Source organism: Burkholderia vietnamiensis LMG 10929 (assembly GCF_000959445.1).
Classification (GTDB): domain Bacteria; phylum Pseudomonadota; class Gammaproteobacteria; order Burkholderiales; family Burkholderiaceae; genus Burkholderia; species Burkholderia vietnamiensis.
On sequence record NZ_CP009632.1, the window covers coordinates 589,347 to 610,177 of the forward strand.

29 protein-coding genes, 2 pseudogenes and 1 other annotated feature are annotated in these 20,831 nt (G+C 58.5%); of the genes and pseudogenes, 26 read left to right on the top strand and 5 right to left on the bottom strand.

All coding sequences use genetic code 11. The features are described 5' to 3' along the window. Positions 1-109: 109 nt before the first annotated feature. The 3 genes from AK36_RS27650 to AK36_RS33760 all read left to right on the top strand — a co-directional run bounded on the left by AK36_RS27650 (position 110) and on the right by AK36_RS33760 (position 3,295). On the top strand, positions 110-1,762 hold the full coding sequence (locus AK36_RS27650) for a GMC family oxidoreductase (RefSeq protein ID WP_045579957.1): 1,653 nt from the start codon (positions 110-112) through the stop codon (positions 1,760-1,762). 205 nt (positions 1,763-1,967) lie between these two features. Continuing rightward, positions 1,968-2,957 (top strand): alpha/beta fold hydrolase, encoded by a 990-nt coding sequence (locus tag AK36_RS27655; protein WP_224383414.1) that lies wholly within the window; start codon positions 1,968-1,970, stop codon positions 2,955-2,957. A 161-nt stretch (positions 2,958-3,118) separates the two neighbouring features. Continuing rightward, entirely contained in the window at positions 3,119-3,295 is a 177-nt protein-coding gene (locus tag AK36_RS33760; protein WP_155625037.1) for a hypothetical protein, read from the top strand. Positions 3,296-3,380: 85 nt separating this feature from the next. On the opposite strand, the gene AK36_RS27660 is transcribed toward AK36_RS33760, so the two are convergent. Continuing rightward, complete coding sequence (locus AK36_RS27660; protein WP_045579689.1) at positions 3,381-4,010, bottom strand: TetR/AcrR family transcriptional regulator; 630 nt, start codon at positions 4,008-4,010, stop codon at positions 3,381-3,383. A 132-nt stretch (positions 4,011-4,142) separates the two neighbouring features. On the opposite strand from AK36_RS27660, the gene AK36_RS27665 reads away from it, so the two are divergent. From AK36_RS27665 to AK36_RS27705, 9 genes are all read left to right on the top strand, one after another. Further along, complete coding sequence (locus AK36_RS27665; RefSeq protein WP_045579690.1) at positions 4,143-5,225, top strand: alkene reductase; 1,083 nt, start codon at positions 4,143-4,145, stop codon at positions 5,223-5,225. 56 nt (positions 5,226-5,281) lie between these two features. After that, positions 5,282-6,070, top strand: a complete 789-nt coding sequence (locus AK36_RS27670; RefSeq protein ID WP_045579959.1) for an SDR family NAD(P)-dependent oxidoreductase — start codon at positions 5,282-5,284, stop codon at positions 6,068-6,070. Positions 6,071-6,310: 240 nt separating this feature from the next. Continuing rightward, the gene (locus tag AK36_RS27675) at positions 6,311-7,156 is read left to right on the top strand and encodes an alpha/beta fold hydrolase (protein WP_045579691.1); all 846 of its coding nucleotides are present in this window, start codon (positions 6,311-6,313) and stop codon (positions 7,154-7,156) included. Between the two features lie 56 nt (positions 7,157-7,212). Beyond that, a complete protein-coding gene (locus AK36_RS27680) occupies positions 7,213-7,611 on the top strand; it encodes a hypothetical protein (protein ID WP_045579692.1) in 399 nt (132 codons plus the stop codon). A 6-nt stretch (positions 7,612-7,617) separates the two neighbouring features. Then, positions 7,618-8,868, top strand: coding sequence for an NADH:flavin oxidoreductase/NADH oxidase family protein (locus AK36_RS27685; RefSeq protein WP_045579693.1), 1,251 nt, complete (start codon positions 7,618-7,620; stop codon positions 8,866-8,868). A 45-nt stretch (positions 8,869-8,913) separates the two neighbouring features. Beyond that, entirely contained in the window at positions 8,914-9,495 is a 582-nt protein-coding gene (locus tag AK36_RS27690) for a TetR/AcrR family transcriptional regulator (RefSeq protein WP_045579694.1), read from the top strand. 71 nt (positions 9,496-9,566) lie between these two features. Further along, positions 9,567-10,430, top strand: coding sequence for an alpha/beta fold hydrolase (locus AK36_RS27695; RefSeq protein WP_045579960.1), 864 nt, complete (start codon positions 9,567-9,569; stop codon positions 10,428-10,430). A gap of 123 nt (positions 10,431-10,553) precedes the next feature. Beyond that, positions 10,554-11,537 carry a quinone oxidoreductase family protein gene (locus AK36_RS27700; protein WP_045579695.1) on the top strand — a complete coding sequence of 328 codons (984 nt, stop codon included), beginning with the start codon at positions 10,554-10,556 and terminating at the stop codon, positions 11,535-11,537. Between the two features lie 55 nt (positions 11,538-11,592). After that, positions 11,593-12,519 (top strand): NADP-dependent oxidoreductase, encoded by a 927-nt coding sequence (locus tag AK36_RS27705; RefSeq protein ID WP_224383415.1) that lies wholly within the window; start codon positions 11,593-11,595, stop codon positions 12,517-12,519. On the opposite strand, the gene AK36_RS27710 is transcribed toward AK36_RS27705, so the two are convergent. Continuing rightward, positions 12,511-13,748 (bottom strand): IS3 family transposase gene (locus tag AK36_RS27710; protein WP_106919311.1). Its coding sequence is split into 2 segments (ribosomal slippage): positions 12,511-13,457 and positions 13,457-13,748, totalling 1,239 coding nucleotides; the frame shifts between segments, so codons are not numbered across the junction. The two genes, AK36_RS27705 and AK36_RS27710, sit on opposite strands and share 9 nt — an antisense overlap. Beyond that, positions 13,351-13,467 (bottom strand) — a sequence feature (AL1L pseudoknot). It overlaps the preceding gene by 117 nt. A 48-nt stretch (positions 13,749-13,796) precedes the next feature. On the opposite strand from AK36_RS27710, the pseudogene AK36_RS33455 reads away from it, so the two are divergent. Next, positions 13,797-13,919 (top strand): annotated as a pseudogene (locus AK36_RS33455) (zinc-binding dehydrogenase); the annotation flags it as partial. 332 nt (positions 13,920-14,251) lie between these two features. Here AK36_RS33455 and AK36_RS27720 read toward each other — a convergent pair. Then, the gene (locus AK36_RS27720; RefSeq protein ID WP_045579696.1) at positions 14,252-15,013 is read right to left on the bottom strand and encodes an SOS response-associated peptidase family protein; all 762 of its coding nucleotides are present in this window, start codon (positions 15,011-15,013) and stop codon (positions 14,252-14,254) included. 130 nt (positions 15,014-15,143) lie between these two features. Continuing rightward, positions 15,144-15,470 (bottom strand): H-NS histone family protein, encoded by a 327-nt coding sequence (locus AK36_RS27725; RefSeq protein WP_045579697.1) that lies wholly within the window; start codon positions 15,468-15,470, stop codon positions 15,144-15,146. 164 nt (positions 15,471-15,634) lie between these two features. On the opposite strand from AK36_RS27725, the gene AK36_RS27730 reads away from it, so the two are divergent. The 13 genes from AK36_RS27730 to AK36_RS33770 all read left to right on the top strand — a co-directional run bounded on the left by AK36_RS27730 (position 15,635) and on the right by AK36_RS33770 (position 19,469). After that, entirely contained in the window at positions 15,635-15,880 is a 246-nt protein-coding gene (locus tag AK36_RS27730) for a hypothetical protein (protein ID WP_045579698.1), read from the top strand. Further along, positions 15,880-16,194 (top strand): hypothetical protein, encoded by a 315-nt coding sequence (locus tag AK36_RS27735; RefSeq protein ID WP_045579699.1) that lies wholly within the window; start codon positions 15,880-15,882, stop codon positions 16,192-16,194. Before AK36_RS27730 ends, AK36_RS27735 begins: the two co-directional genes overlap by 1 nt. Positions 16,195-16,501: 307 nt before the next feature. Next, positions 16,502-16,717: a hypothetical protein gene (locus tag AK36_RS33460; protein ID WP_144410682.1), complete on the top strand. Its 216-nt coding sequence runs from the start codon at positions 16,502-16,504 to the stop codon at positions 16,715-16,717. A 19-nt stretch (positions 16,718-16,736) separates the two neighbouring features. After that, on the top strand, positions 16,737-16,883 hold the full coding sequence (locus AK36_RS33765) for a hypothetical protein (protein WP_155625038.1): 147 nt from the start codon (positions 16,737-16,739) through the stop codon (positions 16,881-16,883). A gap of 43 nt (positions 16,884-16,926) precedes the next feature. Next, positions 16,927-17,139 (top strand): hypothetical protein, encoded by a 213-nt coding sequence (locus tag AK36_RS27745; protein WP_045579701.1) that lies wholly within the window; start codon positions 16,927-16,929, stop codon positions 17,137-17,139. 17 nt (positions 17,140-17,156) lie between these two features. Continuing rightward, positions 17,157-17,432 (top strand): YkgJ family cysteine cluster protein, encoded by a 276-nt coding sequence (locus AK36_RS32145; protein WP_080938775.1) that lies wholly within the window; start codon positions 17,157-17,159, stop codon positions 17,430-17,432. A gap of 42 nt (positions 17,433-17,474) precedes the next feature. Next, a complete protein-coding gene (locus AK36_RS27750; protein WP_045579702.1) occupies positions 17,475-17,699 on the top strand; it encodes a hypothetical protein in 225 nt (74 codons plus the stop codon). A gap of 9 nt (positions 17,700-17,708) precedes the next feature. Continuing rightward, a complete protein-coding gene (locus AK36_RS33465; RefSeq protein ID WP_144410683.1) occupies positions 17,709-18,152 on the top strand; it encodes a hypothetical protein in 444 nt (147 codons plus the stop codon). Positions 18,153-18,279: 127 nt separating this feature from the next. Then, complete coding sequence (locus tag AK36_RS32150; protein WP_319001742.1) at positions 18,280-18,432, top strand: hypothetical protein; 153 nt, start codon at positions 18,280-18,282, stop codon at positions 18,430-18,432. Positions 18,433-18,439: 7 nt separating this feature from the next. Continuing rightward, on the top strand, positions 18,440-18,658 hold the full coding sequence (locus tag AK36_RS33470) for a hypothetical protein (protein WP_144410684.1): 219 nt from the start codon (positions 18,440-18,442) through the stop codon (positions 18,656-18,658). 3 nt (positions 18,659-18,661) lie between these two features. Further along, positions 18,662-18,862, top strand: coding sequence for a hypothetical protein (locus tag AK36_RS27755; RefSeq protein ID WP_045579703.1), 201 nt, complete (start codon positions 18,662-18,664; stop codon positions 18,860-18,862). A gap of 13 nt (positions 18,863-18,875) precedes the next feature. After that, on the top strand, positions 18,876-19,142 hold the full coding sequence (locus AK36_RS32155; RefSeq protein WP_174479797.1) for a hypothetical protein: 267 nt from the start codon (positions 18,876-18,878) through the stop codon (positions 19,140-19,142). Beyond that, positions 19,143-19,469, top strand: a complete 327-nt coding sequence (locus AK36_RS33770; RefSeq protein ID WP_155625039.1) for a hypothetical protein — start codon at positions 19,143-19,145, stop codon at positions 19,467-19,469. Between the two features lie 179 nt (positions 19,470-19,648). Here the strand turns inward: AK36_RS33770 and AK36_RS27765 are convergent. After that, positions 19,649-20,693, bottom strand: a pseudogene (locus AK36_RS27765) (PDDEXK nuclease domain-containing protein). Positions 20,694-20,831 lie beyond the last annotated feature (138 nt).

Sequence of the window (20,831 nt, forward strand, 5' to 3'; positions counted from 1 at the left end):
CTACGCTGCTGCAGACTACTAGAACCAGGAAACGGAGACAAACCATGAACGTCCTATTCGCCAATGTGGGTGTGGAGACCCGGACCGGAGAAGGCTCGAGGTGCTCCAGATGAGTACTTCATATGATTTTGACTATATTGTCATCGGTTCAGGGTTCGGTGGTAGCGTGTCCGCCTGCCGTCTTACTGAAAAGGGCTATTCGGTTGGTGTGATGGAGATGGGGCGGCGTTGGACGGCAGAAGATTTTCCTAAGACCAACTGGGACGCGCGGCGCTGGATGTGGCGACCCGGTTTGAAGATGTTCGGCTTCTACAACATGCGGCTGTTCCGCCACGTCATGGTGTTGAGCGGAAACGCAGTCGGTGGTGGTTCCATCACATACGCGAACGCCTTACTGGTGCCGCCCGAAAAGGTTTGGGACGAGGGTTCGTGGGCAGGCCTGAAGGACTGGAAGCGCGTCATGCCCCAGTACTACGCCATGGCTGAACGAATGCTCGGGGTGACCGAGAACCGAATTCTGGGCGAGGCCGATTTTCGGCTCAAGAAGATGGCGGACTTGCAGGGCGTAGGCGATACGTTTCACAACGGCCGTGTGGCGACGTTCTTTGCGCCAAACGGTGAGGCTGGTGGCAAAACCTACGCCGATCCCTACTTCGGGGGCGAAGGTCCGGAGCGCGGGACGTGTGTCGGTTGCGGTGGCTGTATGGTGGGTTGTAAGCACAACGCCAAGAATACGCTCGACAAAAATTATCTCTATTTTGCTGAAAAGCGTGGGGCACAGGTTTTTGCCGAAACCAGGGTGGTGGACGTGCGCCCACTCGACGGTAAGGAAGACGGAAGCAACGGCTACGAAGTCTTCACTGAGCGCTCGACCACATGGTTCAATAAGCAACGACGCAGTTTCCGCTGCCGCGGGGTGGTATTTGCCGCGTCCTCATTAGGCACGATGGAATTGTTGTTCCGCCTTAAGCAGAGCGGCTCCTTGCCGCGCATCAGTGATGACCTCGGCAAGCGCGTGCGCACAAATGCCGAGTCTCTCGTCGGTGTGCGCTTTCCGGCCAAAGACAAGAGCATGTCGCCCGGCGTAGCCGGTGGCGCCGGCGTCTATATCGACGAACGGACGCACATTGGCGCGGTGCGTTATCCGGAAGGTTCGGACGCTACAGGTCTAATGATGACCTTACTATCTGGCGGGCGTGCCGGGTGGACGCGGATTTTTACCTGGCTATGGACGCTGGTAACACATCCGGTGAAAGCAATGCGCGTGCACAATCCCGTCGGATTTGCACGCCAGACCATACTGTTCGTAGTAATGCAGACGGTGGACGCCTTTATCAACATGCAGTTCAAGCGTCGCTGGTATTGGCCGTTTGGCAAGCAATTGTGCACTGAAGGTGGCCCGATCCCTACCTTCATCCCTGAAGCCAACAGCTTTGTTGAAAAGGGTGCGAAGGCACTGGGTGGTATCCCAACGACGTTGCTGACCGAAATTCTATTCAACATTCCAACGACGGCGCATTGCATGGGCGGATGCGCAATGGCGGACTCACCCGAGCGCGGGGTGATGGACGCTCAGAACCACGTCTTCGGTTATCAAAATTTGCTGATCTGTGACGGCTCGATGCTCAGTGCCAACCTTGGTGTGAATCCGAGTCTCACTATCACGGCGCTGACTGAGCATGCGATGTCCCACATTCCCGCGAAGTCTTCGCACGCTCCCCATCTTTCGAGTGTCTCCCATGACCAGTCCGCTTACAACTAACGGCATGCCGTTGAACTGGCCTTTGCACCTGCCCAATGGCAGCGTGTACAGCAACCGGCATAAGTGAGGCATTAGATAGGTGCGACAACCATGTGACGCCCACACTCGCTGAGCTGTACCGGCGCTGGACAGCTCCAGGTGTCGCACTAGGTACAAGCGGGCTTGACCGCTGATACGATTTTTCCACTATTAGCGTCGTCGAAGGATGACCATGGAGATCAATGCAATGCACCATCTACTGAAGTCGGGTGTCATCGGACTATCCCTGGCCGTAACTCTCATTTACTCGCCAGTTCAGGCAGGCGAGGTATCGTCAGATAACGAGAAGGTGAGCACACCGATACAAAAACAGGAACTCGAGGTCACTTGGAAGGACGTGCCGACGCAGACCATCGCTGCAGGAGGTGTGGACTTCGCGTATCGAGAACTCGGGAAGGAGCATGGTGGTACACCGGTGATCTTCCTTACTCATTTGGCTGCCGTGCTAGACAATTGGGACCCTCGAGTGGTGGACGGCCTCGCAGCGGAGCATCACGTGGTCACGTTCGACAACCGTGGTGTCGGGGCCTCCAGTGGCTCGCCATCCGATTCGATTGAGCAGATGGCTGATGATGCCATTAGCTTCATCAAGGCCATGGGGTTCAAGAAGGTAGATCTTTTTGGATTTTCGATGGGCGGCATGGTTGCACAGGAAGTCGTGCTGAAGCAGCCGGAACTCGTCCGCAAAATTATTCTCGCGGGAACGGGGCCTGCCGGCGGGGAGGGCATCAGTGCGGTGACTGGCGTTACCTTCTACGACATGCTTCGAGGGTTCCTCACTGGCCAGGATCCGAAGCAGTACTTGTTCTTTACCCGTACACCAAACGGTATCGAAGCAGGAAAGGCGTTTCTGGCGCGTTTGAAGGAGCGTTCGGAAAACCGAGACAAGAAAATCTCCCTGACCGCTTTTGGGGCTCAACTGGAGGCGATTCGCGCATGGGGGGGGAAAGAGCCAGAGAACCTGTCGGTGGTGCAGAACCCAGTGTTAGTTGTCAACGGCGATAGCGATCGGATGGTTCCAAGCAAGAACTCCGAGGATTTGGCGCGGCGACTGCCGAACAGCACACTCATCATCTACCCTGATTCGGGCCATGGCGGTGTGTTTCAGTTCTACGCGGACTTCGTGCCAAAAGCGCTTGAGTTCCTTGGCAAATAAGTATGAAGGTGGCGCCCACAAGGGCGCTCGATCCTTCCAGGCGGGCTCGCGTAGTGCGAAGAACGGCAAGTTTGAGGCAGTAGACGGCTAGTTTCCCGATTCGCGCCGAGCGTGGTGTCAGTCTGTCATTTTAGAACATCAATAATTATAAGGATTCCATCATGATCGATACTTTCTGTAGTGGCACGTCTGCCGTGGGGCAGGCCGATATATTCAAAAAATGGATTCAATATTTCGGTGCGACCGATCCCAAGGATCTCGACCTCGGAACATTAACGGCTATCCATGCGTGGGTCATGGACGGTTTGGAGCCGAATGATCAAAGACAAGAACGGTAGTCGGCCCCGCAAGTGTATCGGTGGTTGGAAGCCCCCGTTCCTTGAAATGCAACACCGTCCAGTAAGGGGCCATCGGTGCCCCATGTCACTTTTGCTTAGCGGAGCTGTCGTTACCATGATCGTGCGCCGGTTCGCATGCTGCCGCCGACGGCCCTAGAGTCGCGAGGATCTTGTCGCGGCATACCGTCAGAATTTCGTCGGCCAGTGGGGAATCATCCGGGCACGCGCGCGACAACACAATGGCGCCGACCGCATGCGCCATGATGTCGAGGCAGTTGGCTCGCGCCTCCGCCGAGTCTGCACCGTCCGACGAACCACGTTCTTGGCACAGCGCCGCCAGCAGTCTTTCGATGCCGTCCGCGAATGTGGCGCGGACGGCTTCGGATTGACGCGCGGCATCTCCACCCAGCGCAGCCATCGTGCAGCCGGTTCCACGCGAGTCCCGGTGCTCGCGCGCGAGATACAGTCGCACAAACTCCGATGTGTCGACCCCAGCCGACAGCGCAACGGTCTGCGCCATGCCGCAGGCGGCCGACTCCGCGATCAGATCGGCCTTCGAGCGGAATTGCTTGTAGAAGCCGCCGTGAGTAAAACCAGCTGCTCCCATCAGATCGGCTACTCCGACCCCATCATAGCCGCGCTCCCTGAATAGAGTGGACGCAGTTTCAACAACGTGGGCCCGATTGGCCTGGGCCTGTGCCTTAGTGACCTTCACTTTTCCTCTTCCGTGGACGAGTTTCTGTATGAAGTCCGACTATACATTGATGTCGGTCGTCATCAAAGTCTTGACATGTTGGATTATGACCATCATCATTGAGTCATTCCCAACACCGAACGCTGGAACAACATGTCAGAGAAATCGCTTTTCGAGCCGTACGCCCTCGGTAGCCTGACGCTCACCAATCGCATCGTCATGGCACCGCTGACCCGCAATCGTGCTGGAGCCGGGTTAGTGCCCAGCGAGCATGCCGCGACCTACTACGCTCAGCGCGCCTCGGCCGGGCTGATCATCACCGAGGCCACGCAGGTTTCGGCTCAGGCCCAGGGCTATCAGGACACTCCCGGCCTGTACACGCCCGAGCAGATCTCTGGTTGGCGTAAGGTCACGGATGCCGTACATGCCAAGGGTGGGCGCATCTTCGTGCAGCTTTGGCATGTGGGCCGCGTCTCGCACACTGACTTGCAACCTGGCGGTACGGCGCCGGTCGCACCTTCCGCTATCCGCGCCGAGACGAAGACTTTCGTCAACAACGGATTTGCCGACGTGTCCGAGCCACGTGCCTTGGAGCTCGCCGAACTGCCGGGCATCGTGAACGACTTTCGACAGGCTGCCGCCAACGCTATTGCTGCTGGTTTCGACGGAGTGGAAATTCACGGCGCCAACGGATATCTGCTGGAGCAGTTCATCAAGGACGGGGCCAACCAGCGCACCGACGACTACGGCGGCTCGATCGAAAACCGTGCGCGCCTGCTGCTCGAGGTGGTCGGCGCGGTGGTCAAGGAAATCGGCGCGGAACGCACCGGCGTGCGCATTTCGCCCGTTTCGCCGGCCAATGGCATTTCCTGCAGCGATCCGCAAGCGCAGTACGACTACATCGCCGAACAGCTCAGCGCGCAAGGCACCGTCTATCTGCACGTGGTCGAAGGTGCGACTGGCGGCCCACGCGATGTGGCGGCATTCGACTATGACGCGCTGCGCCGCCGTTTCAAGCAGACCTATCTGGCCAACAACGGATACGACCTGGAATTCGCCACCACTCAACTCAATGAGGGCAGAGCCGACTTGTTCGCGTTTGGCCGTCCGTTTATCAGCAACCCGGACCTGGTCGAACGCCTGAAGCACGGCGCACCCCTGACGCAACTCAACCCGGCGACGCTCTATGGCGGTGGCGCGGTGGGCTACATCGATTACCCGACGATTTCCGGCTAAGGCTCGTGCTTTTGATCGAGCCTCCGCCAGAAGAACCCTTGCAAAGGAAAGTACCCATGACCACGCTTCCGACTGTCCTCATCACCGGCGCCTCCAGTGGCATCGGTGCCACCTACGCCGAGCGCTTCGCTCGACGTGGCCATGACCTCGTGCTCGTCGCCCGCGACAAGGCGCGACTCGATGCGTTGGCAGCGCGCCTGCGGGAGGAAACTGGTGTGGCGGTAGAAGTGCTGCAGGCCGACCTGACCCAGTCCACCGATCTGTCCGCGCTCGAGGCTCGTCTGCGCGATGACGATCGAATAGGAATTCTGATCAACAATGCCGGCGTGGCTCAGTCGGGCGGCTTCCTGCAGCAAACCCCTGAAAGCATCGAACGCCTGATCACGCTCAACACGACGGCGCTGACGAGGCTTGCAGCCGCGGTCGCTCCACGCTTTGCGCATTCCGGTGATGGCTCGATCGTCAATATTGGCTCGGTTGTAGGTTTCGCACCCGAATTCGGCATGTCGATCTACGGTGCCACCAAGGCATTCGTGTTGTTCCTGTCGCAGGGCCTGAACCTCGAGTTATCGCCCAAAGGCGTCTATGTACAAGCGGTACTGCCGGCGGCGACGCGCACGGAGATCTGGGAGCGCGCCGGGGTTGACGTGAACACGCTTCCTGAGGTTATGGAGGTCGGAGAGTTAGTTGACGCGGCACTGATTGGGTTCGACCGCCGCGAACTGGTCACGATCCCACCGCTGCACGTGGCCGGGCGGTGGGACGCACTGGATGGCGCTCGTCAGGGACTGATGTCGGACATTCGACAAGCACACGCGGCTGAGCGGTATCAGCTCGATGCCTGACTATTGCCGTTTCTGCTTTTGGTGCGAGCCAGGTCGTGCGTGATCTGCGAAGAGCCGTTTCCTGCATGCTGATATTGCACCCCGGGTTACGTTTCTCCGAGGTCAATGCGGCGATCGCAGAAAACGGTGGAAGGACTAATACCACGAGGACTTTGCGCCTCCAAGCGTTGGCAGTTCTGGCGCATTGAAGCTGCGGCAACGAGACCGACATCTCGACACACGTCCTCAAGAGGTGAATACATGACTGACAACCATATCACTACGCCCACGCGCTTCGTGGATGTCGACGGTACTCGATTCGCCTACCGCCGCTGGGGTAAGGCTGACTCTTCGCAGCCGCCGTTACTGTTCCTGCAGCATTTTCGCGGAGGCATGGACAACTGGGATCCACTAATGACGGATGGGCTTGCCCAAAGCCGCGAAGTAATTCTCTACAACGGTCGCGGCGTCGCGTCCTCAGGGGGGCAACCACGAACTCGCATTGAGGACATGGCCGATGACGCAGCGGCCTTCGTTCGCGCACTCGGCTTGCAGCAAATCGACGTTCTGGGGTTTTCGTTGGGAGGGTTTCAGGCGCTGGACTTGACCTGGCGCCATCCCGAACTCGTGCGCAAGCTGATGCTGCTGGGTACCGGGCCGCGGGGCGGAAATCCCGAAATGGAGCAGCGCGTGTTGACAACAGCAGTCAATCCGATCCCGGCGTTCGAAGACTTCCTTTACCTGTTCTTCGGCCGATCAGCAGAGGCTGAGCGGGCAGCAAGGGAGTTCTGGGAACGGCGTCATATGCGAGCCGACCAAGATCCACCGTCCTCGCCGGAGGTCTCGATCGCGCAGATCGAGGCCAACATGCTGTACATGCCGAGGCTCTCGGAAGACGATCCTTTTGCGTATCTGCGCAGCATCCGGCAGCCGACGTTCGTCCTCAACGGCGTGAACGACGTGATGGTCCCGACGGTTAATTCGTTCTACATGGCTCGCAACTTGCCAAACGCTCAGTTGTTCATTTACCCGGACGCCGGTCACGCCGCGCAGTTCCAGTACCCGCAACGCTTCTTGGGTCACGCAATTCAGTTCCTGAGCGAGTGACGCGACGGTCGTCATAGTCCGAACGCGCTTTTTGCATGTCAAAAGGATGGTCAGAAATGCTGAAGTTCAAGTTCCTGTTGTGGGCGTTTGCCCAGATGCTGAGACGCAAGATCAGGAGCGACGCCAGCGCCGCGCGTTACGTCGCGTCCAAGAGCCTGGTATTCCAGATTCGTACGGTTTCAGGTGCCGGGCGCTACTTTGTTATCAAAGATGGCACCGTCCGATCATTTTCGGGGCTGGCAGCGACTCCTCGATTTACGCTCACCTTTACTAGTGCCGCCAAAGGCTTCGAGATTCTGTCGGCCAAGGACGCCCAAGCGGCTTTCCTCAGGGGGGTGGGCAGTAAAGACCTGACCATCAGTGGTGACTTCCGGGAAGTGTTGTGGTTCCAGGGCCTTACGGCATTCCTGCAGCCTCCGAAAGTCGTCTTGCCTTACGACCGCACCGTTTTCTGAGTTGCCATGAAACCAGATCTGCTTAACCAGCCACTGCGCCTGCCCAATGGCAGCACTCTGCGTAACCGGCTCGCCAAGGCCGCCATGAGTGAAACCCTGGGAACCTACGATAATCGCCCAACACTGGACCTGGTGCAGTTGTACCGACGCTGGGCTGCCTCGGGGCTCGGACTGATCATGACAGGCAACGTAATGATCGACCGCCGCGCCTTGGGCGAGCCTGGGAATGTCGTAATCGAAGACGAGGCAGACTTGCCCGTGCTGCGGCAGTGGGCGGAATCTGCAACCGCGCAGGGGGCGTCGATCTGGGTCCAACTTAACCATCCCGGAAAGCAGTCGACCAAGGGTTTGAACGCCTTCAACCTGGCGCCCTCTGCGGTTCCTTTCCGCGAGGACATGGCAGCATTCTTCGAGACACCACGCGAAGCGACCACGTCCGAGATTCAAGAAATCATCGAACGCTTCGGGCGAAGTGCGGCAATTTGCAAGAAGGCCGGGTTCAGTGGCGTAGAGATCCATGGAGCACATGGTTATCTGATTAGCCAATTTCTTTCTCCGCACCACAACCGCCGCAGCGACGAATGGGGTGGCAGTCCCGAGAAGCGGCGCCGCTTCGTACTGGCCGTATATGAGGAAATCCGCCGGCAGGTCGGTCCAGACTTCCCGGTTGGTATCAAGCTCAATTCGGCCGACTTCCAGCGTGGTGGTTTTACGGAAGAGGAATCGATCGAGACAATCCGCGCGTTGACCGATGCGGGGATCGACCTGATTGAGATTTCTGGCGGTACCTATGAGGCGCCGGCCATGAGCGGGGCGATGCGAGAACCGAAGAAGGAATCCACCGCGGCCCGAGAAGCCTACTTCCTTGAATTTGCCCAGAAGGTGCGCGCAGCAGTCAAAGTGCCACTGATGGTGACCGGTGGTTTCCGCACGGCTGCCGGCATGAACGCGGCGCTGCACTCCAGCGCGCTGGATGTGGTGGGCTTGGCGCGTCTGCTCGCGATCGATCCTGATGCCCCCGTCGCGTTGCTTCAAGGGCGCGACAGCCTGCAGCAGGTGCACCCAATCAGTACCGGCCTCAAGGCTATCGATCGCATCGGAATCATGGAGGTGCTGTGGTACACGCGCCAGCTCAAGCGCATTGCGAGGGGTAGAGAACCGCGTCCCGGCGAGAGCGGGCTTGCGGCATTCTTGAAGTCTGCATTCACCAGCGGCTGGGGAACGTTTCGCACGCGTCGTCTGCGGGCGCGCAGTTGAGCGCCGAGGGCTTGCGATTAGAAACTCATCGCTGATGAACGTCCAATGAAACGATCCATCACCCGATCAAAGGAAGCCACGCACGAGCGCATCGTCGACGCTGGCGCGCGCGTGATCCGTCGCAGCGGGTATGACGGCGTCGCCATTGCCGACATCATGAAGCAAGCGGGCCTCACCCACGGCGGGTTTTACGGACATTTCGCGTCAAGAGAGGCAATGCTGGTCGAACTGGCGGATCGCGCAGGCGCCGATGCCATCGCCACCTTTTCGCGCTGTACGGCCGCCGTGCCCGCCGAGCATGCCCTGCGGGCGCTCTTACGAGCTTATCTGTCCAAGGAGCATGTAAAGAACCCGGAGGCCGGTTGCCCAATCGCCGCACTGGGAACGGAGATGCCGCGTCAAGCGCCGGTTGTACGACGCGCCATAACGCGCCGTATCAAAGACATGATCGAAGTTGTCTCCCGCCAATCGGCCGATTGGGGCGAGCCCGACGCGCACAAGCGTGCCTTGGCGATCGCGGCAACGATGATTGGGGCCGTGATCCTGGCGCGGGCTGTCGACGAAGAGCCGTTGTCCGACTCGATGCTTGAAGCAGCTCTCGAGCATCTTGCTTGCGGCGCGGATTGAATTTCGACCGCTTTTTTTTTACCCGTCAGCATGATGCTCGACATATGAAAGTAGAACCCAAGGAGTCAATGATGAAGAGCATCAACCCAGACACCCAATCGGCAACGTCGTTTGCTCGAGCACCGAACAACTTCGTCAAGGCGGCTGGAACCACCTTCGCCTACCGCGAACTGGGTCCGCACGGCGGAATTCCTTTAGTCTTACTAAATCATTGGGGAGCCGTGCTGGACAACTTCGACCCGCGCATCGTCGATGGCTTGGCTCACAAGCATCGAGTTATCGCCGTCGACTATCGTGGAATTGGCTTATCCGGCGGTATCGCTCCGGTGACCGTGGGCGAGATGGCGCGCGACACCATTGCGCTGATTCACGCAATGGGTTTTGATCGAGTCGATCTGCTTGGCTTCTCGCTTGGCGGATTCGTGGCGCAGGACGTGGCTCTCAAGGCGCCAGGCTTGGTGCGCAAGCTCATCCTCACTGGCACGGGTCCCGCCGGTGGTCACGGCATTGATCGTGTGGGTGCCGTGTCCTGGCCACTTATGCTGAAAGGTCTGTTAACGCTGCGCGATCCAAAGGCCTATCTGTTCTTCACCTCCACAACCAATGGCCGTCGGGCAGCAAGCGCCTTCTTGAAGCGGTTGAAGGAACGTAAGACTGGCCGTGACAAGGGGCCGACACCTCGCGCCTTCCTCCATCAACTCAGGGCGATCAAGGCTTGGGGCCAGCAGGCGCCCCAGGACCTCACCAATCTGCCTATGCCAGTCCTGATCGCCAATGGGGATAACGACATCATGGTGCCCACCGCTCTGAGCCACGATATGGCCCACCGCATCCCCGATGCACAACTCATCATTTATCAGGACGCCGGCCACGGTGGAATCTTCCAGCATTACACCAGCTTCGTACCCACGGCACTTGAGTTCCTATCGCAATGAATACTTTGTGGACCCGCGGCGTATGACGATTCTCGTGAACCCCGGAAGAGCGCGCATGATTATCGACCGAAATTCGTCGACGACGCGCTTTGACGAAAACATCATCGAAATTTGGAGAAGGAAATGAAAGCAGTTCGATTTTATAAGACTGGAGGCCCTGAAACTCTGGTTTATGAGGATGTGCCAGATCCCTCACTCGCCGACGACGAGGTTCTCATTCGCGTCGAAGCGGCTGGAGTGAACTTCGCCGATGTCATGCGTCGTCGCGGCGACGACTATCCCGAGCCGTCCCCCACGCCGTTCACGCTCGGCGCCGAGGTGGCCGGCACAATCGCTGCTGTCGGCAAGGCGGTGACTTCGCTCCCTGTAGGTACGCCGGTGATGGCCGCCCCAGGAGCGGGGGGATATGCTCAATACGCCCGTGTGCCAGCTGGCATTGTGATACCGCTGCCACCCGGGCTCGACGCTGTACGCGCGTCGGCGTTGGTTGCCCACGGTTTGACCGCTGCCTTGGTACTTCGCAAGGCAGCTCGACTTCTACCTGGCGAAACTGTATTGGTAGAAGCTGCTGCGGGCGGTGTAGGTTCGCTCGCCGTACAACTTGCCAAGCTTTATGGCGCGGGCAAGGTCATCGCTGCCGCTAGCACCCCTGCGAAACGGGCCTTGGCCGAAAGTTTGGGGGCGGATGCGACCGTAGACTATACAGCCCCCGATTGGGCCGCTCAAGTACGCGCGCTGACCAACGACAAGGGTGTCGATATAGTCCTGGAGACAGCCGGTGGTGACAATCTTGCCGAGGCGTTCAAGTCTATGGCGCCGTTCGGGCGCTTGATCTTCATCGGCCAGTCGAGTGGCAAATCCAGCCTGATTGATCCATGGACTCTGACGGTCCCCAACCACACCATCACCAGTTTTTATGTCGGCGCGTACCTGGCTTTCTCCGAGCTGATTCAGTCGACGCTGTCGGAACTCATCGGACTGGTCTTATCCGGCAAAGTGACGCTGCAAACAGAAATGGTGTTACCGCTCTCGCAAGCCGCCGAAGCACATCGCCTGCTCGAAGGACGTCATACCATGGGCAAGGTAGTTCTCCAACCGTGGGCGTGAGCGCGGCTCAGTCCAGCGCCTTCACAATACAACGCAACATCGGAGTAAGAGCAACATGAAAGCACTCACATTCAAACGCTATGGCAAATCACCCGAGATTGGGTTCGCGGAAGTTCCGCGCCCCACGCTAAAGCCCGACGAACTGCTGGTTGAAGTTCACGCTGCGGGGGTGAACCCGATCGACAACATGATTCCGACGGGAATGTTCAAACCCGTATTGAAGTTCCAACTGCCCGCAACTATGGGTAGCGATCTGGCTGGCATTGTGATCGATGTTGGCAGTCGCGTAACCCGCTTCAAGAAAGGCGACGCTATCTTTGCAAGTCTGTTCGACCTTGGAAGAGGATCTATCGCCGAATTCGCCGTTGTACCGGAGAGTGCAGCAGCCCCAAAACCGGATAATCTCGACTTCGTGCAGGCCGCCTCAGTTCCAATGGTCGCACTCACTTCCTGGCAAGCGCTGAAGGAACGTGCCAATCTTCAGGCGGGTCAGAAGGTATTCATTCCTGCGGGGTCCGGCGGCATTGGCACTTTTGCGATCCAATTGGCCAAGTATTTTGGTGCTAAAGTGGGGACCAACACCAGCACGGGTAATATCCCATTGGTTACAAACTTGGGTGCGGACGAGGTAGTCGACTACAAGAAGCAAGAGTTCGAGAAAGTGTTGCGCGGCTACGATGTGGTGATTGGTACGATCAGGGGTGATGCGATTGAGAAATCAATCGGCATCCTGAATACCGGAAGCAAGGTCGTCTCTCTTATCGGGCCGCTGGACGCGGCGTTCGCCCGTGCTCGCGGGCTGAACTTCGTCCTGAGGTTCGTATTCGGCCTAATGAGCCGCAAGATCATGCGTCTTGCGAAAAAGCGGGACGTCACCTACTCATTTCTCTTCGTCCGCCCTGACGGTGCTCAACTCGCCGAGATCGGCAAACTGCTCAATGAACCGCACCGGGAATCGTGGAGGCTGGTTGGTTTAAGTTAATGCGGACACGTCAGCGGCATTTCTGAGTTGCCTGTAGTAGTTTGCCTCAGCTTCAGCAGGCGGGATATAGCCGAGCGGTTCCATCAGCCGATGACGGTTGTACCAGGCGACCCATTCCAGCGTTGCCAGTTCGACGGATTCCCTCGTTTTCCAAGGGGCGCGCCGATGAATCAGTTCCGTCTTGTACAGGCCGTTGATCGTCTCGGCCAGCGCATTGTCGTAGCTGTCGCCCCGGCTGCCGACCGACGGCTCGATGCCGGCCTCAGCCAGCCGTTCGCTGTAGCGGATGCTGACGTATTGAGACCCTCTGTCGGAATGATGAATCAAAGTCCCGTCCTCACCCGGTTGGCGGGCGTACAGCGCTTGTTCAAGTGCATCCAGAACGAAGTCCGTGGTCATCGACGAGCTGACGCGCCAGCCAACAATACGGCGGGCAAACACGTCGATCACGAATGCCACGTACAGCCAGCCTTGCCATGTCGAGACATACGTAAAATCCGACACCCAGAGCTGATTCGGTCGGTCAGCCTTGAACTGCCGGTTGACTCGGTCCAGCGGGCGCGGCGCGGTCACCTCGGGAATCGTCGTGCGAACACGCTTACCGCGAACTGCGCCACGCAAGCCCTGCAGTTTCATCAACCGTCCGACCGTGCAGCGTGCCACTGCAATGCCTTCCCGGTTCATCTGCTTCCAGACCTTCGGCACGCCGTAGACCTGCATGTTGGCCTGCCAGACACGCTTGATCTCCGGTTGCAAAAGCTCATCGCGTTTCGCGCGGGCGCAGCGCTTCGACGGATCGCGAAGTTGTGCTGCATGGCGTCGGTAGCCCGACGGGGCAATCCGCAAGACCTTGCAGATCGGCTCGACCCCGAAGGTGTCGCGATGCTGATCAATGAAGGCCTTCAGGACTTGAAACGGCGGTCGAGCTCCGCCTGGGCGAAAAACGCGCTCGCCAGTTTGAGAATCTCATTGGTCCGGCGCAGTTCCTTGACCTCGCGCTCCAAGGCCTTGATGCGTTCACGCTCGGCCGTACTCACGCCATCGCGCTCTCCACGGTCGACCTCGTCGCGCTTAACCCAATCCAACAACGTCTGCGGCGTGCAGCCGATCATCGGCGCAATCGATTCGACTGCCGCCCACATCGACGGGTGCTCGCTACGCTGCTCGCGTACGAGGCGCACTGCGCGCTCTCGGACTTCCGGGGAAAACTTGCTTGGCTTCTTGTTCATGGCTCCATTCTCTCAAGAGTTGGAGCCTCCACAAAACTCGGGGCGGTTCACAAGTCAGAACGCATCCATCCTGTGATTGACAAGGTGTTTCCGTTTGAACAGGCCAAGGAAGCGCTTGAGTACTTAGCTCAAGGACGCGCCAAAGGAAAGGTTGTCGTCAAGATCAAGTAAGGTTTCTGAGGGTTGATTGTTGGGGCGTGCCGAGCCCGGGAATGATGCGTGACTCTCACTACGCCTACCCTTGGGCGACTTGGCGTCAGTCTTCGCACCGCCGAGCGTCGGAGTTACTTCATTTCGCGGCACGCATGGCGACATTTTCTCCTTCGGCGTCGGTGTCGACCGGCGAGGTGATCTCCTTCTTTCGCAAACGGTAACGATTTTGCGTTGGTCGACGCTCTCGGAGGGGCGTCTAACGCTGATACTGGGGAACCGGGCTACAACCTGTTCGTTGAGGAAGTTCCCACCAGAACAACGACTTACGACGATTTAACAGTTAGTAGTATTCAGACACATCTGTCGTGGCCAGCTGCCTCCACTTTCGGCGGTGGGTCGTCGCCGCCCTGGATCTCGGTGCGCGTCCACAGGCACGCGACCTGCATCGATTGCGGCGGCGTCGGATCGAAACGCAGCACGACGTTCTGGCCGTCGCGCTTAACGTTTTCGAAAAAGGCGTCGACGAATACGAGGCCATGCGTGAATCCGAAGACCTTGCGCCAAGCCGTCGACAGACTGTCCAGCCGCGCGTTGTAAGTCCCGGGCTTCTGCTTCTCGTCTGCCTCGGTCCAGCCTGGCAGACGGCACCGGTATCGCATCGGCACGACAATGCGCTTGCCGTCGAGTTCGATGAGCACAGGAGCGTACCAGCCGGGGAAAATCCGGGAATCGCGCTCCTGTAGATCCTGACGGCGAAGATCATCCAGCCCGCGCTGCACGGCTTCGATCTTGTCGATGGCGATCCTGACGTCCTCGCCAGCCTTCTTTGTGATTTTCACGGCGAGCTTCTTCTCTGCCGCGGCGAGCCGAGTGCGCTGCTCGAACAGATCGGTCTCGAGCTTCCGTGTTCGCTGGCTTCGATACGCGGCGATTGCGGCCGAGATTTCCTCGTCGACACCTACGAGCGCCGCGTCCACCGCCTTCGGAATCTTGATGTCGCTCCCGGCCGCACGCGCGAAGAACAGGCGGCGGAACGTCTCGATGTCCATCTCGGCACCGTAACGTCGCACGTACTCACGATAGTTGGCTTGGATCTTTGCCGAATAGCACATCGCCGACTCCGAGAGCAACCGTACCGAAACAGGGTAACGCAAGTATCGGGTTGCCGGTGGCGATCGCTGTCGTCAGGTAAGCCCCGACCGTGGAGCACTCTATCGGTGCGAAATTCGCTTGCGCGCGTCGTCAGGCGTGTTCTCCGGGCCACCACGATTTCGCCGCACGCTCAATCAGGTAGTCGTCGAGATTCTTGCCTTCGAGCCATTTCGGTCTTGGGCCGAATCCCGACCATTGCTTACCCGACGAGGGGTCGTAGTACTTCGCTTGCGCCTGCCGTTTGCGCGCTTTCCGGAAGCCGGCCGCGCGTAGCAGTTCATCTTCGGTGATGCCGTAGAGCGCAACGCGCTCCTGGACGCCGGCCAAATACGCCTGCTTCTCGTCCTTCTTCACGTCCGCGAGTCGAATATTCAAGCCGCGGAGCTGAGCCTGTAGGTCTTGTAGTTCGGTCGTCACGATCGTGCTCGAGTTATTGCAATAGAGCGAAATGGTAACGGAAGCTCAGCGCCGCGCCGAATTTTCCGAGGTTGCCTTATAGGGCGGCGCGGTAGTATCGAAAAAGAGCCTGCACGGTTTTCTCTCTGAATGATCCCGATTTCCATCCTGTTCAGAGAGCCATCATGCCCAACGTCATAAAACGAGCCGCCGTTCTGTCGCCCGGCCAGATTCGTCATCTGCTGCGCGTCACTGAAGCGACCAGCAGGCATCCGGCGCGCGACGCCGTGATTCTTCTGTTTGGACTGAGCGGCGGTGCGACGCTCGAGCAAGTTCAACTGTTGCTGCGTCATGAATCGATCGACGACACCCGGCGTTACATCGACGTCGAGAGCGCAGTTCTGTCCCGGATTTTCGAGGCGGCAATTTGATGACGCGTCTGGTATATAGTACCGCCATGGTACTAGACAAACTTTCTAAAGGTCTCTTCGAACGCTGGCTGGAGATTGAGGCGGCCGCCGGCAAGCCGCTCAAGCAAACACTCGAAGAGATTAATGCCGCATGCGGCACGGCATACCGTCATAACTGGCCGGCCAAGATGGCAGAAGCCGGGTATTCGCTCGAGCGCATCCCTGTGGCCGTGCGCCGCCATATGATGCGGACCGTGTTGCCGGCGGAATTGAGCGCGCGAGGCGTCACTGTCTCGCCGCAGATCGTTGAGCAGCTGATAAAAGCGTTGACATAGTACCGCAGCGGTACTATTATCTGATTCAAGCTCGGCGTTCGTATGCCGATAATGAATCGGGGGTTAGGCGATGCCGCGCTGCATGGTTGGCCACGGAGTCTATGACGTAGGTCTGTATCGGACTCAAAAGCGGGGTCGCGTCTGCGGAGATCGGTCGCAGTGGCCGGTCATCAAGACACCGGGTACGCGTATCAAATAGTCCACGCTGCGAGAATGGATGGACGCGTGGCGGCGGATCAACGGGCGCTCGGCTAGCTCGAAACGGCACCAGCAACGCGCAGCACACGTCGCCGAGCTCGCTTCGAACATGAGCGTGGTCAATCGCGAGACGGATGTGGAGACCCTCGCAGCAGCCAAGCTGCTCATCGAGCGCGAGAACCTTCTTCCGCCGCGCGGCACGCGCGAAGGGCATCCTGCGACGGAAGTATTGCAGCGTGTCGGCACCGTGCTTGGGGAGCGTCGTCGTGCTGCTACTGAGCGCGATGCCAACGTCGACCGGAACTGCTGGAAAGCTGCAGCATAAAGACGAGGAAGGCACGAAGATGGATGCGAAGACAACGCTCGACGACGCATTTACAACCTTTCCGGATGAGGTGTATCTCGCCCAGGATGGTCGCAGGGCCCGCTTAGCGACCACGCCGTTTGAGATGCCGACACCGAACTGGGCGATGCCCGCGAAATCGAAATAAGCCACGGAAAACGCCGGCCCGTTCGGCTCAACGAGAACGAAACATGGACCTGAAAGAAGAACTGGGAGTCGCCACCGTCAATGAATTGCGCCACGTGAGCTCGCGCGCGAAAGGCACGATGGGACAGACTGAGATCGACGAATATGAAGAGGTCGCTCCAGGGGGCGAGGTAATCGCCAGATACACCGTCACCGTGCATACCAACCTGCGCGGCCTCAAGACGACGCGCACCATCCAGAGACACGCTGTCGCCTAACGCAACGGAAAAAGACGATGCATTTAGATTGCCAATCCTGCGGTGGGTGCTGCGCGTACTCGGACACGTGGCCCGAGTTCCTCGAAGAGGACACGTGCGATGGCATTCCGGAGGAGATGTGCAATTGTGAAACCGGTCGTATGAAGTGCGCCAGTGATCGCTGCGTCGCGCTGGTGGGCGAGATCGGGGTCGAGGTGTCATGCTCCGTCTACGAGCATCGACCAAGCGTGTGTCGAGCGTTCGCTGCCGGCTCGGATGCCTGTCGTCAGGTTCGGACATTTTTTGAGCTGTAGGAAAATTCGCCGGCTCGGCCGGCACTGGAAAACGGAAAGATCATGGCGACACTGCTTGAATGCCTTCGTGAGCTACCTGCGGATCTAGTGATGCGCGATCTCGCGGCCGTACGCGATGACGTTGCGACGGTGGCCGCGCACATCGAGCGCATTCATCGCGACGAGGGCGGATATGAGATGCGCAAAGAGTCGCGTAACTACGGGCGCAACGAGCTGGTGGCCGTCGGCCTGATCAGCGGGCCAGCGATGTACCGGGAAGTGAGATAGGAAAACGATATGAAACTGGGGCTGGGGTGGCTGGTGTTCTGCCTGCCAGTGCTGGGATTTGCAAACCCTGTATGTACCGAGATACCCGAAGGGGCGCGATTGCAACCCTACGTGATCGAAGACGTGGAATATAAGCCCCCTGGCTTCCCTCGGGCAATTTATGCAGTGACGGACGGTGAGGTCCTATGGGTTCGGTTTGATACGCCCCCGCCATGGCCACGCCCCTACACGCCGGGACCGAAGGACGGGGCAGATCTTATTTTGAATTGGCATGCGTCGAAAGATTGTCTTATGGTCATGAAAGAAGGCCACTATGCCAACGGAAAGCGCGACGCATTTACAACCTTTCCGGATGAGGTGTATCTCGCCCAGGATGGCCGCAGGACCCGCTTAGCGACCACGCCGTTTGAGATGCCGACACCGAACTGGGCGACGCCCGCCAAATCGAAATGAGCCCCAGAAAACGCTCGTGCTCGATGCGCGGGCCATACAGGAAAACATCGTGACGAAATCGGGGCGCCCAAATCCGGACTTATTGCCCGACGGCGACTACTGGGCAACATGCCGCGAACGAAATGAGATGTCAGCTGCCATCAACGGCCATAGCGCCGTGTTTCCGCAAGCCCGGATGACCGTCGCAAAAGGTTGGGCAGTTTTCTACCGTAACGGGGAAGAAGTCTGGACCTGCAATGCACGGTACGCGGCGGCGAACTTCAACATTCAGAAGGCGTAGGAAAACTATGGCAGCGATTCGCAAACTAGCTAAACGCATCTCACTGGCGAACTATCGTCGCTCCGCGGCGACAGCACGGCTTCGTGTCGCTCTGTCGATGGAGACGGAATCGTTGGCAGGCGGCGAAGCGTTGGCGGCCTTTGCCGCGCAGGCGCAGCGCTATCGCCCGCATGTCGTGGTGGCGAAGCAGGATTTGAGCGTGCTGCAAGCTCACTACGCGAAGTAGGCAATGGAAGCCAAAATGCCCGCCTGGACGTTGCTGCTGTCGCTGTTCTGGTGCGTCATCCCGTTGTCGATCCTATGGGCGTGCAGAGACGCGGGCTTGTCGTGGTGGATCGGTGGGCCGGCCGCAGTTGTAGTCGCGGTGGGCGGCGTCTTTTTGGACCGTGCCATCGAGCGCAAGTACCGGCAAAAGCAACGTACCAACTGACACGGAAAAAATCATGGATGAACAGGCTCTGCCTTCGCTGCTTGGTGACTTTACGCGGATTCTGCGCAGTCATGGGATTGCCATAGTATTTCACGCTGGCAAGATCGACTCGATAGACGGTGGGACCGCTGCAGAAAGCCTGCGCGCGGCAGTCGAACAGTTCGGCCGTCGCGAGCGCCTTAGCCCCGAGTGCCAAGCAAGACTCATCAGGGAGATCTCGGGATCGCTGTTCGACGCAACCGACGGCTTTAACGCTGTTAAGAAAGCCCAAGTGGCTTGAATGGGAAAACACGATGAACCTCGGAGCGATAACGATCCGCTGCCCGGATTGCGGACGGCCGGCGCTGTGCAGCGCGAGCAAAGGGATGTGGTGCATTCACTGCAAGAACGGCACCGCTCGATAGGAAAACGCGCAAATATGATGGACCGACCGCAATACACCACCGCCGAGTGCATCAGCATGGACGACGATGTCTGCAGAGCGTATGACACCGCGTGCGACCTCGCTGTGTCGATAGAGGCTCCGCAACTGTGCGTGGACATTTATGTGTTTGTGGACGGTAGCAAGCTGCAATTTGAAGCTCGGCGCATGACCGTTCTCTGGTAAGCGCGGTGGCATCAGCCGGTTGACGCGGTGTCGCGGCATCGATATTTCAATGGCCCAGGCAGTGCTCACATCGGTTAGGTATCCATAATTTTACATAATAACTATTATCGACTAAATAGGGTCTGAACCCGACATCTCGAAGATTTTGCAGGGCCGTCACTGCAGTAGACCAACCCGACTCAGTCTGAATCAGACAAATCGGGGCCCAATTCTGCTTCAATCTGGTCAATGGATGGCAGTCCGGCTTCAAGCGACGCGGGGACGTCCCGAAGGAGCTGGTATTCTGCGACGCCCATCGGATTTGCCATGCCACGCAGCGCATACTCGGCAACCAAACGGTTCTTTTCCCGGCACAGGAGCAACCCAATGGTCGGATCATCATCAGGCGACTTCAGTTCCGAGTCGACTGCGGACAGGTAAAAGTTCAGTTGCCCGGCATATTCGGGCCGGAACGGTGTCGCCTTCAGCTCTACCACCACATAACTGCGAAGTTTCAGGTGGTAAAATAGCAGATCGATGAAGAATTCATCGCCGCTGACTTCGAGCCGATACTGTCGCCCGACAAACGCAAAGCCGGCGCCAAGCTCGAGTAGAAAGCGGGTAATGTGGCGCGTCAGCCCCTGCTCGATATCGCGTTCCTGAGCATCTTCGGACAATCCGAGGAAGTCGAAGATGTACGGATCTTTGAGCGCTTCGCGCGCCAGATCTGATTGATGAGGCGGCAGGCGTGCGTCGAAATTGGTTACGGCCGCACCCGTCCGCGCATGTGCTTGCGTGTCAATTTGCATCGCGAGAACGTTGCGGGACCAGCCGTGCTCAAGCGCCTTGCCCGCGTACCAATCGCCGACCACCGGATCCTTTGCTTTGTCGAGCAAGGTACAAAGATGAAACCACGGCAATTGTGCAGCAGGCTGCTGCACAAATTCCGATGAAGGCCATGCTTGCGCCAGAGCCCGCATGTATTTCAGGTTGCGCGGCGAGAATCCCCGCATGTCGGGAAACGCAGCCTTCAGGTCCTGCGCCAGCCGATCGATGACTTTTGCCCCCCCACCCTTGTCTCTCCTGGCGTTCGAGAATGTCGCTACCGATCTGCCAGTACAGTGTCACCAACTCGCGATTCACACTTGCGGCGGCGCGTGCACGGGCAAGCTCGACCCGCTGCTTGAGCTCTGTGAGCCAGCGGCGATAGTCTTCGTCACCCTGCGGGGTAAGGGAATTTGTCATCCGGCCTTTCGTTTGCAGTGTCGTAGTCAAAAAGACAGTAGGCAATTATCCCGGCTGCAACCGGAATGAGGCAATGCCTTGCCGAACCTGAGGGAATGTTGATCAAGCCCTATAGGGGCCCTAGCAGGCTGTTGAAAT

Bases quoted from the DNA above. Each gene is read 5' to 3' on its own strand.
- AK36_RS27680 (WP_045579692.1), top strand. From the start codon at position 7,213: ATGCTGAAGTTCAAGTTCCTGTTGTGGGCGTTTGCCCAGATGCTGAGA.
- AK36_RS33760 (WP_155625037.1), top strand. From the start codon at position 3,119: ATGATCGATACTTTCTGTAGTGGCACGTCTGCCGTGGGGCAGGCCGAT.
- AK36_RS27735 (WP_045579699.1), top strand. From the start codon at position 15,880: ATGACGCGTCTGGTATATAGTACCGCCATGGTACTAGACAAACTTTCT.
- AK36_RS27700 (WP_045579695.1), top strand. From the start codon at position 10,554: ATGAAAGCAGTTCGATTTTATAAGACTGGAGGCCCTGAAACTCTGGTT.
- AK36_RS33770 (WP_155625039.1), top strand. From the start codon at position 19,143: ATGGGAAAACACGATGAACCTCGGAGCGATAACGATCCGCTGCCCGGA.
- AK36_RS32155 (WP_174479797.1), top strand. From the start codon at position 18,876: ATGGATGAACAGGCTCTGCCTTCGCTGCTTGGTGACTTTACGCGGATT.
- AK36_RS27670 (WP_045579959.1), top strand. From the start codon at position 5,282: ATGACCACGCTTCCGACTGTCCTCATCACCGGCGCCTCCAGTGGCATC.
- AK36_RS33470 (WP_144410684.1), top strand. From the start codon at position 18,440: ATGGCAGCGATTCGCAAACTAGCTAAACGCATCTCACTGGCGAACTAT.
- AK36_RS27750 (WP_045579702.1), top strand. From the start codon at position 17,475: ATGGCGACACTGCTTGAATGCCTTCGTGAGCTACCTGCGGATCTAGTG.
- AK36_RS32145 (WP_080938775.1), top strand. From the start codon at position 17,157: ATGCATTTAGATTGCCAATCCTGCGGTGGGTGCTGCGCGTACTCGGAC.
- AK36_RS27745 (WP_045579701.1), top strand. From the start codon at position 16,927: ATGGACCTGAAAGAAGAACTGGGAGTCGCCACCGTCAATGAATTGCGC.
- AK36_RS27685 (WP_045579693.1), top strand. From the start codon at position 7,618: ATGAAACCAGATCTGCTTAACCAGCCACTGCGCCTGCCCAATGGCAGC.
- AK36_RS27665 (WP_045579690.1), top strand. From the start codon at position 4,143: ATGTCAGAGAAATCGCTTTTCGAGCCGTACGCCCTCGGTAGCCTGACG.
- AK36_RS32150 (WP_319001742.1), top strand. From the start codon at position 18,280: ATGTCAGCTGCCATCAACGGCCATAGCGCCGTGTTTCCGCAAGCCCGG.
- AK36_RS27695 (WP_045579960.1), top strand. From the start codon at position 9,567: ATGAAGAGCATCAACCCAGACACCCAATCGGCAACGTCGTTTGCTCGA.
- AK36_RS27705 (WP_224383415.1), top strand. From the start codon at position 11,593: ATGAAAGCACTCACATTCAAACGCTATGGCAAATCACCCGAGATTGGG.
- AK36_RS27720 (WP_045579696.1), bottom strand. From the start codon at position 15,013: ATGTGCTATTCGGCAAAGATCCAAGCCAACTATCGTGAGTACGTGCGA.
- AK36_RS33460 (WP_144410682.1), top strand. From the start codon at position 16,502: ATGAGCGTGGTCAATCGCGAGACGGATGTGGAGACCCTCGCAGCAGCC.
- AK36_RS27655 (WP_224383414.1), top strand. From the start codon at position 1,968: ATGACCATGGAGATCAATGCAATGCACCATCTACTGAAGTCGGGTGTC.
- AK36_RS27650 (WP_045579957.1), top strand. From the start codon at position 110: ATGAGTACTTCATATGATTTTGACTATATTGTCATCGGTTCAGGGTTC.
- AK36_RS27730 (WP_045579698.1), top strand. From the start codon at position 15,635: ATGCCCAACGTCATAAAACGAGCCGCCGTTCTGTCGCCCGGCCAGATT.
- AK36_RS27690 (WP_045579694.1), top strand. From the start codon at position 8,914: ATGAAACGATCCATCACCCGATCAAAGGAAGCCACGCACGAGCGCATC.
- AK36_RS27755 (WP_045579703.1), top strand. From the start codon at position 18,662: ATGGAAGCCAAAATGCCCGCCTGGACGTTGCTGCTGTCGCTGTTCTGG.
- AK36_RS33465 (WP_144410683.1), top strand. From the start codon at position 17,709: ATGAAACTGGGGCTGGGGTGGCTGGTGTTCTGCCTGCCAGTGCTGGGA.
- AK36_RS27675 (WP_045579691.1), top strand. From the start codon at position 6,311: ATGACTGACAACCATATCACTACGCCCACGCGCTTCGTGGATGTCGAC.
- AK36_RS33765 (WP_155625038.1), top strand. From the start codon at position 16,737: ATGGATGCGAAGACAACGCTCGACGACGCATTTACAACCTTTCCGGAT.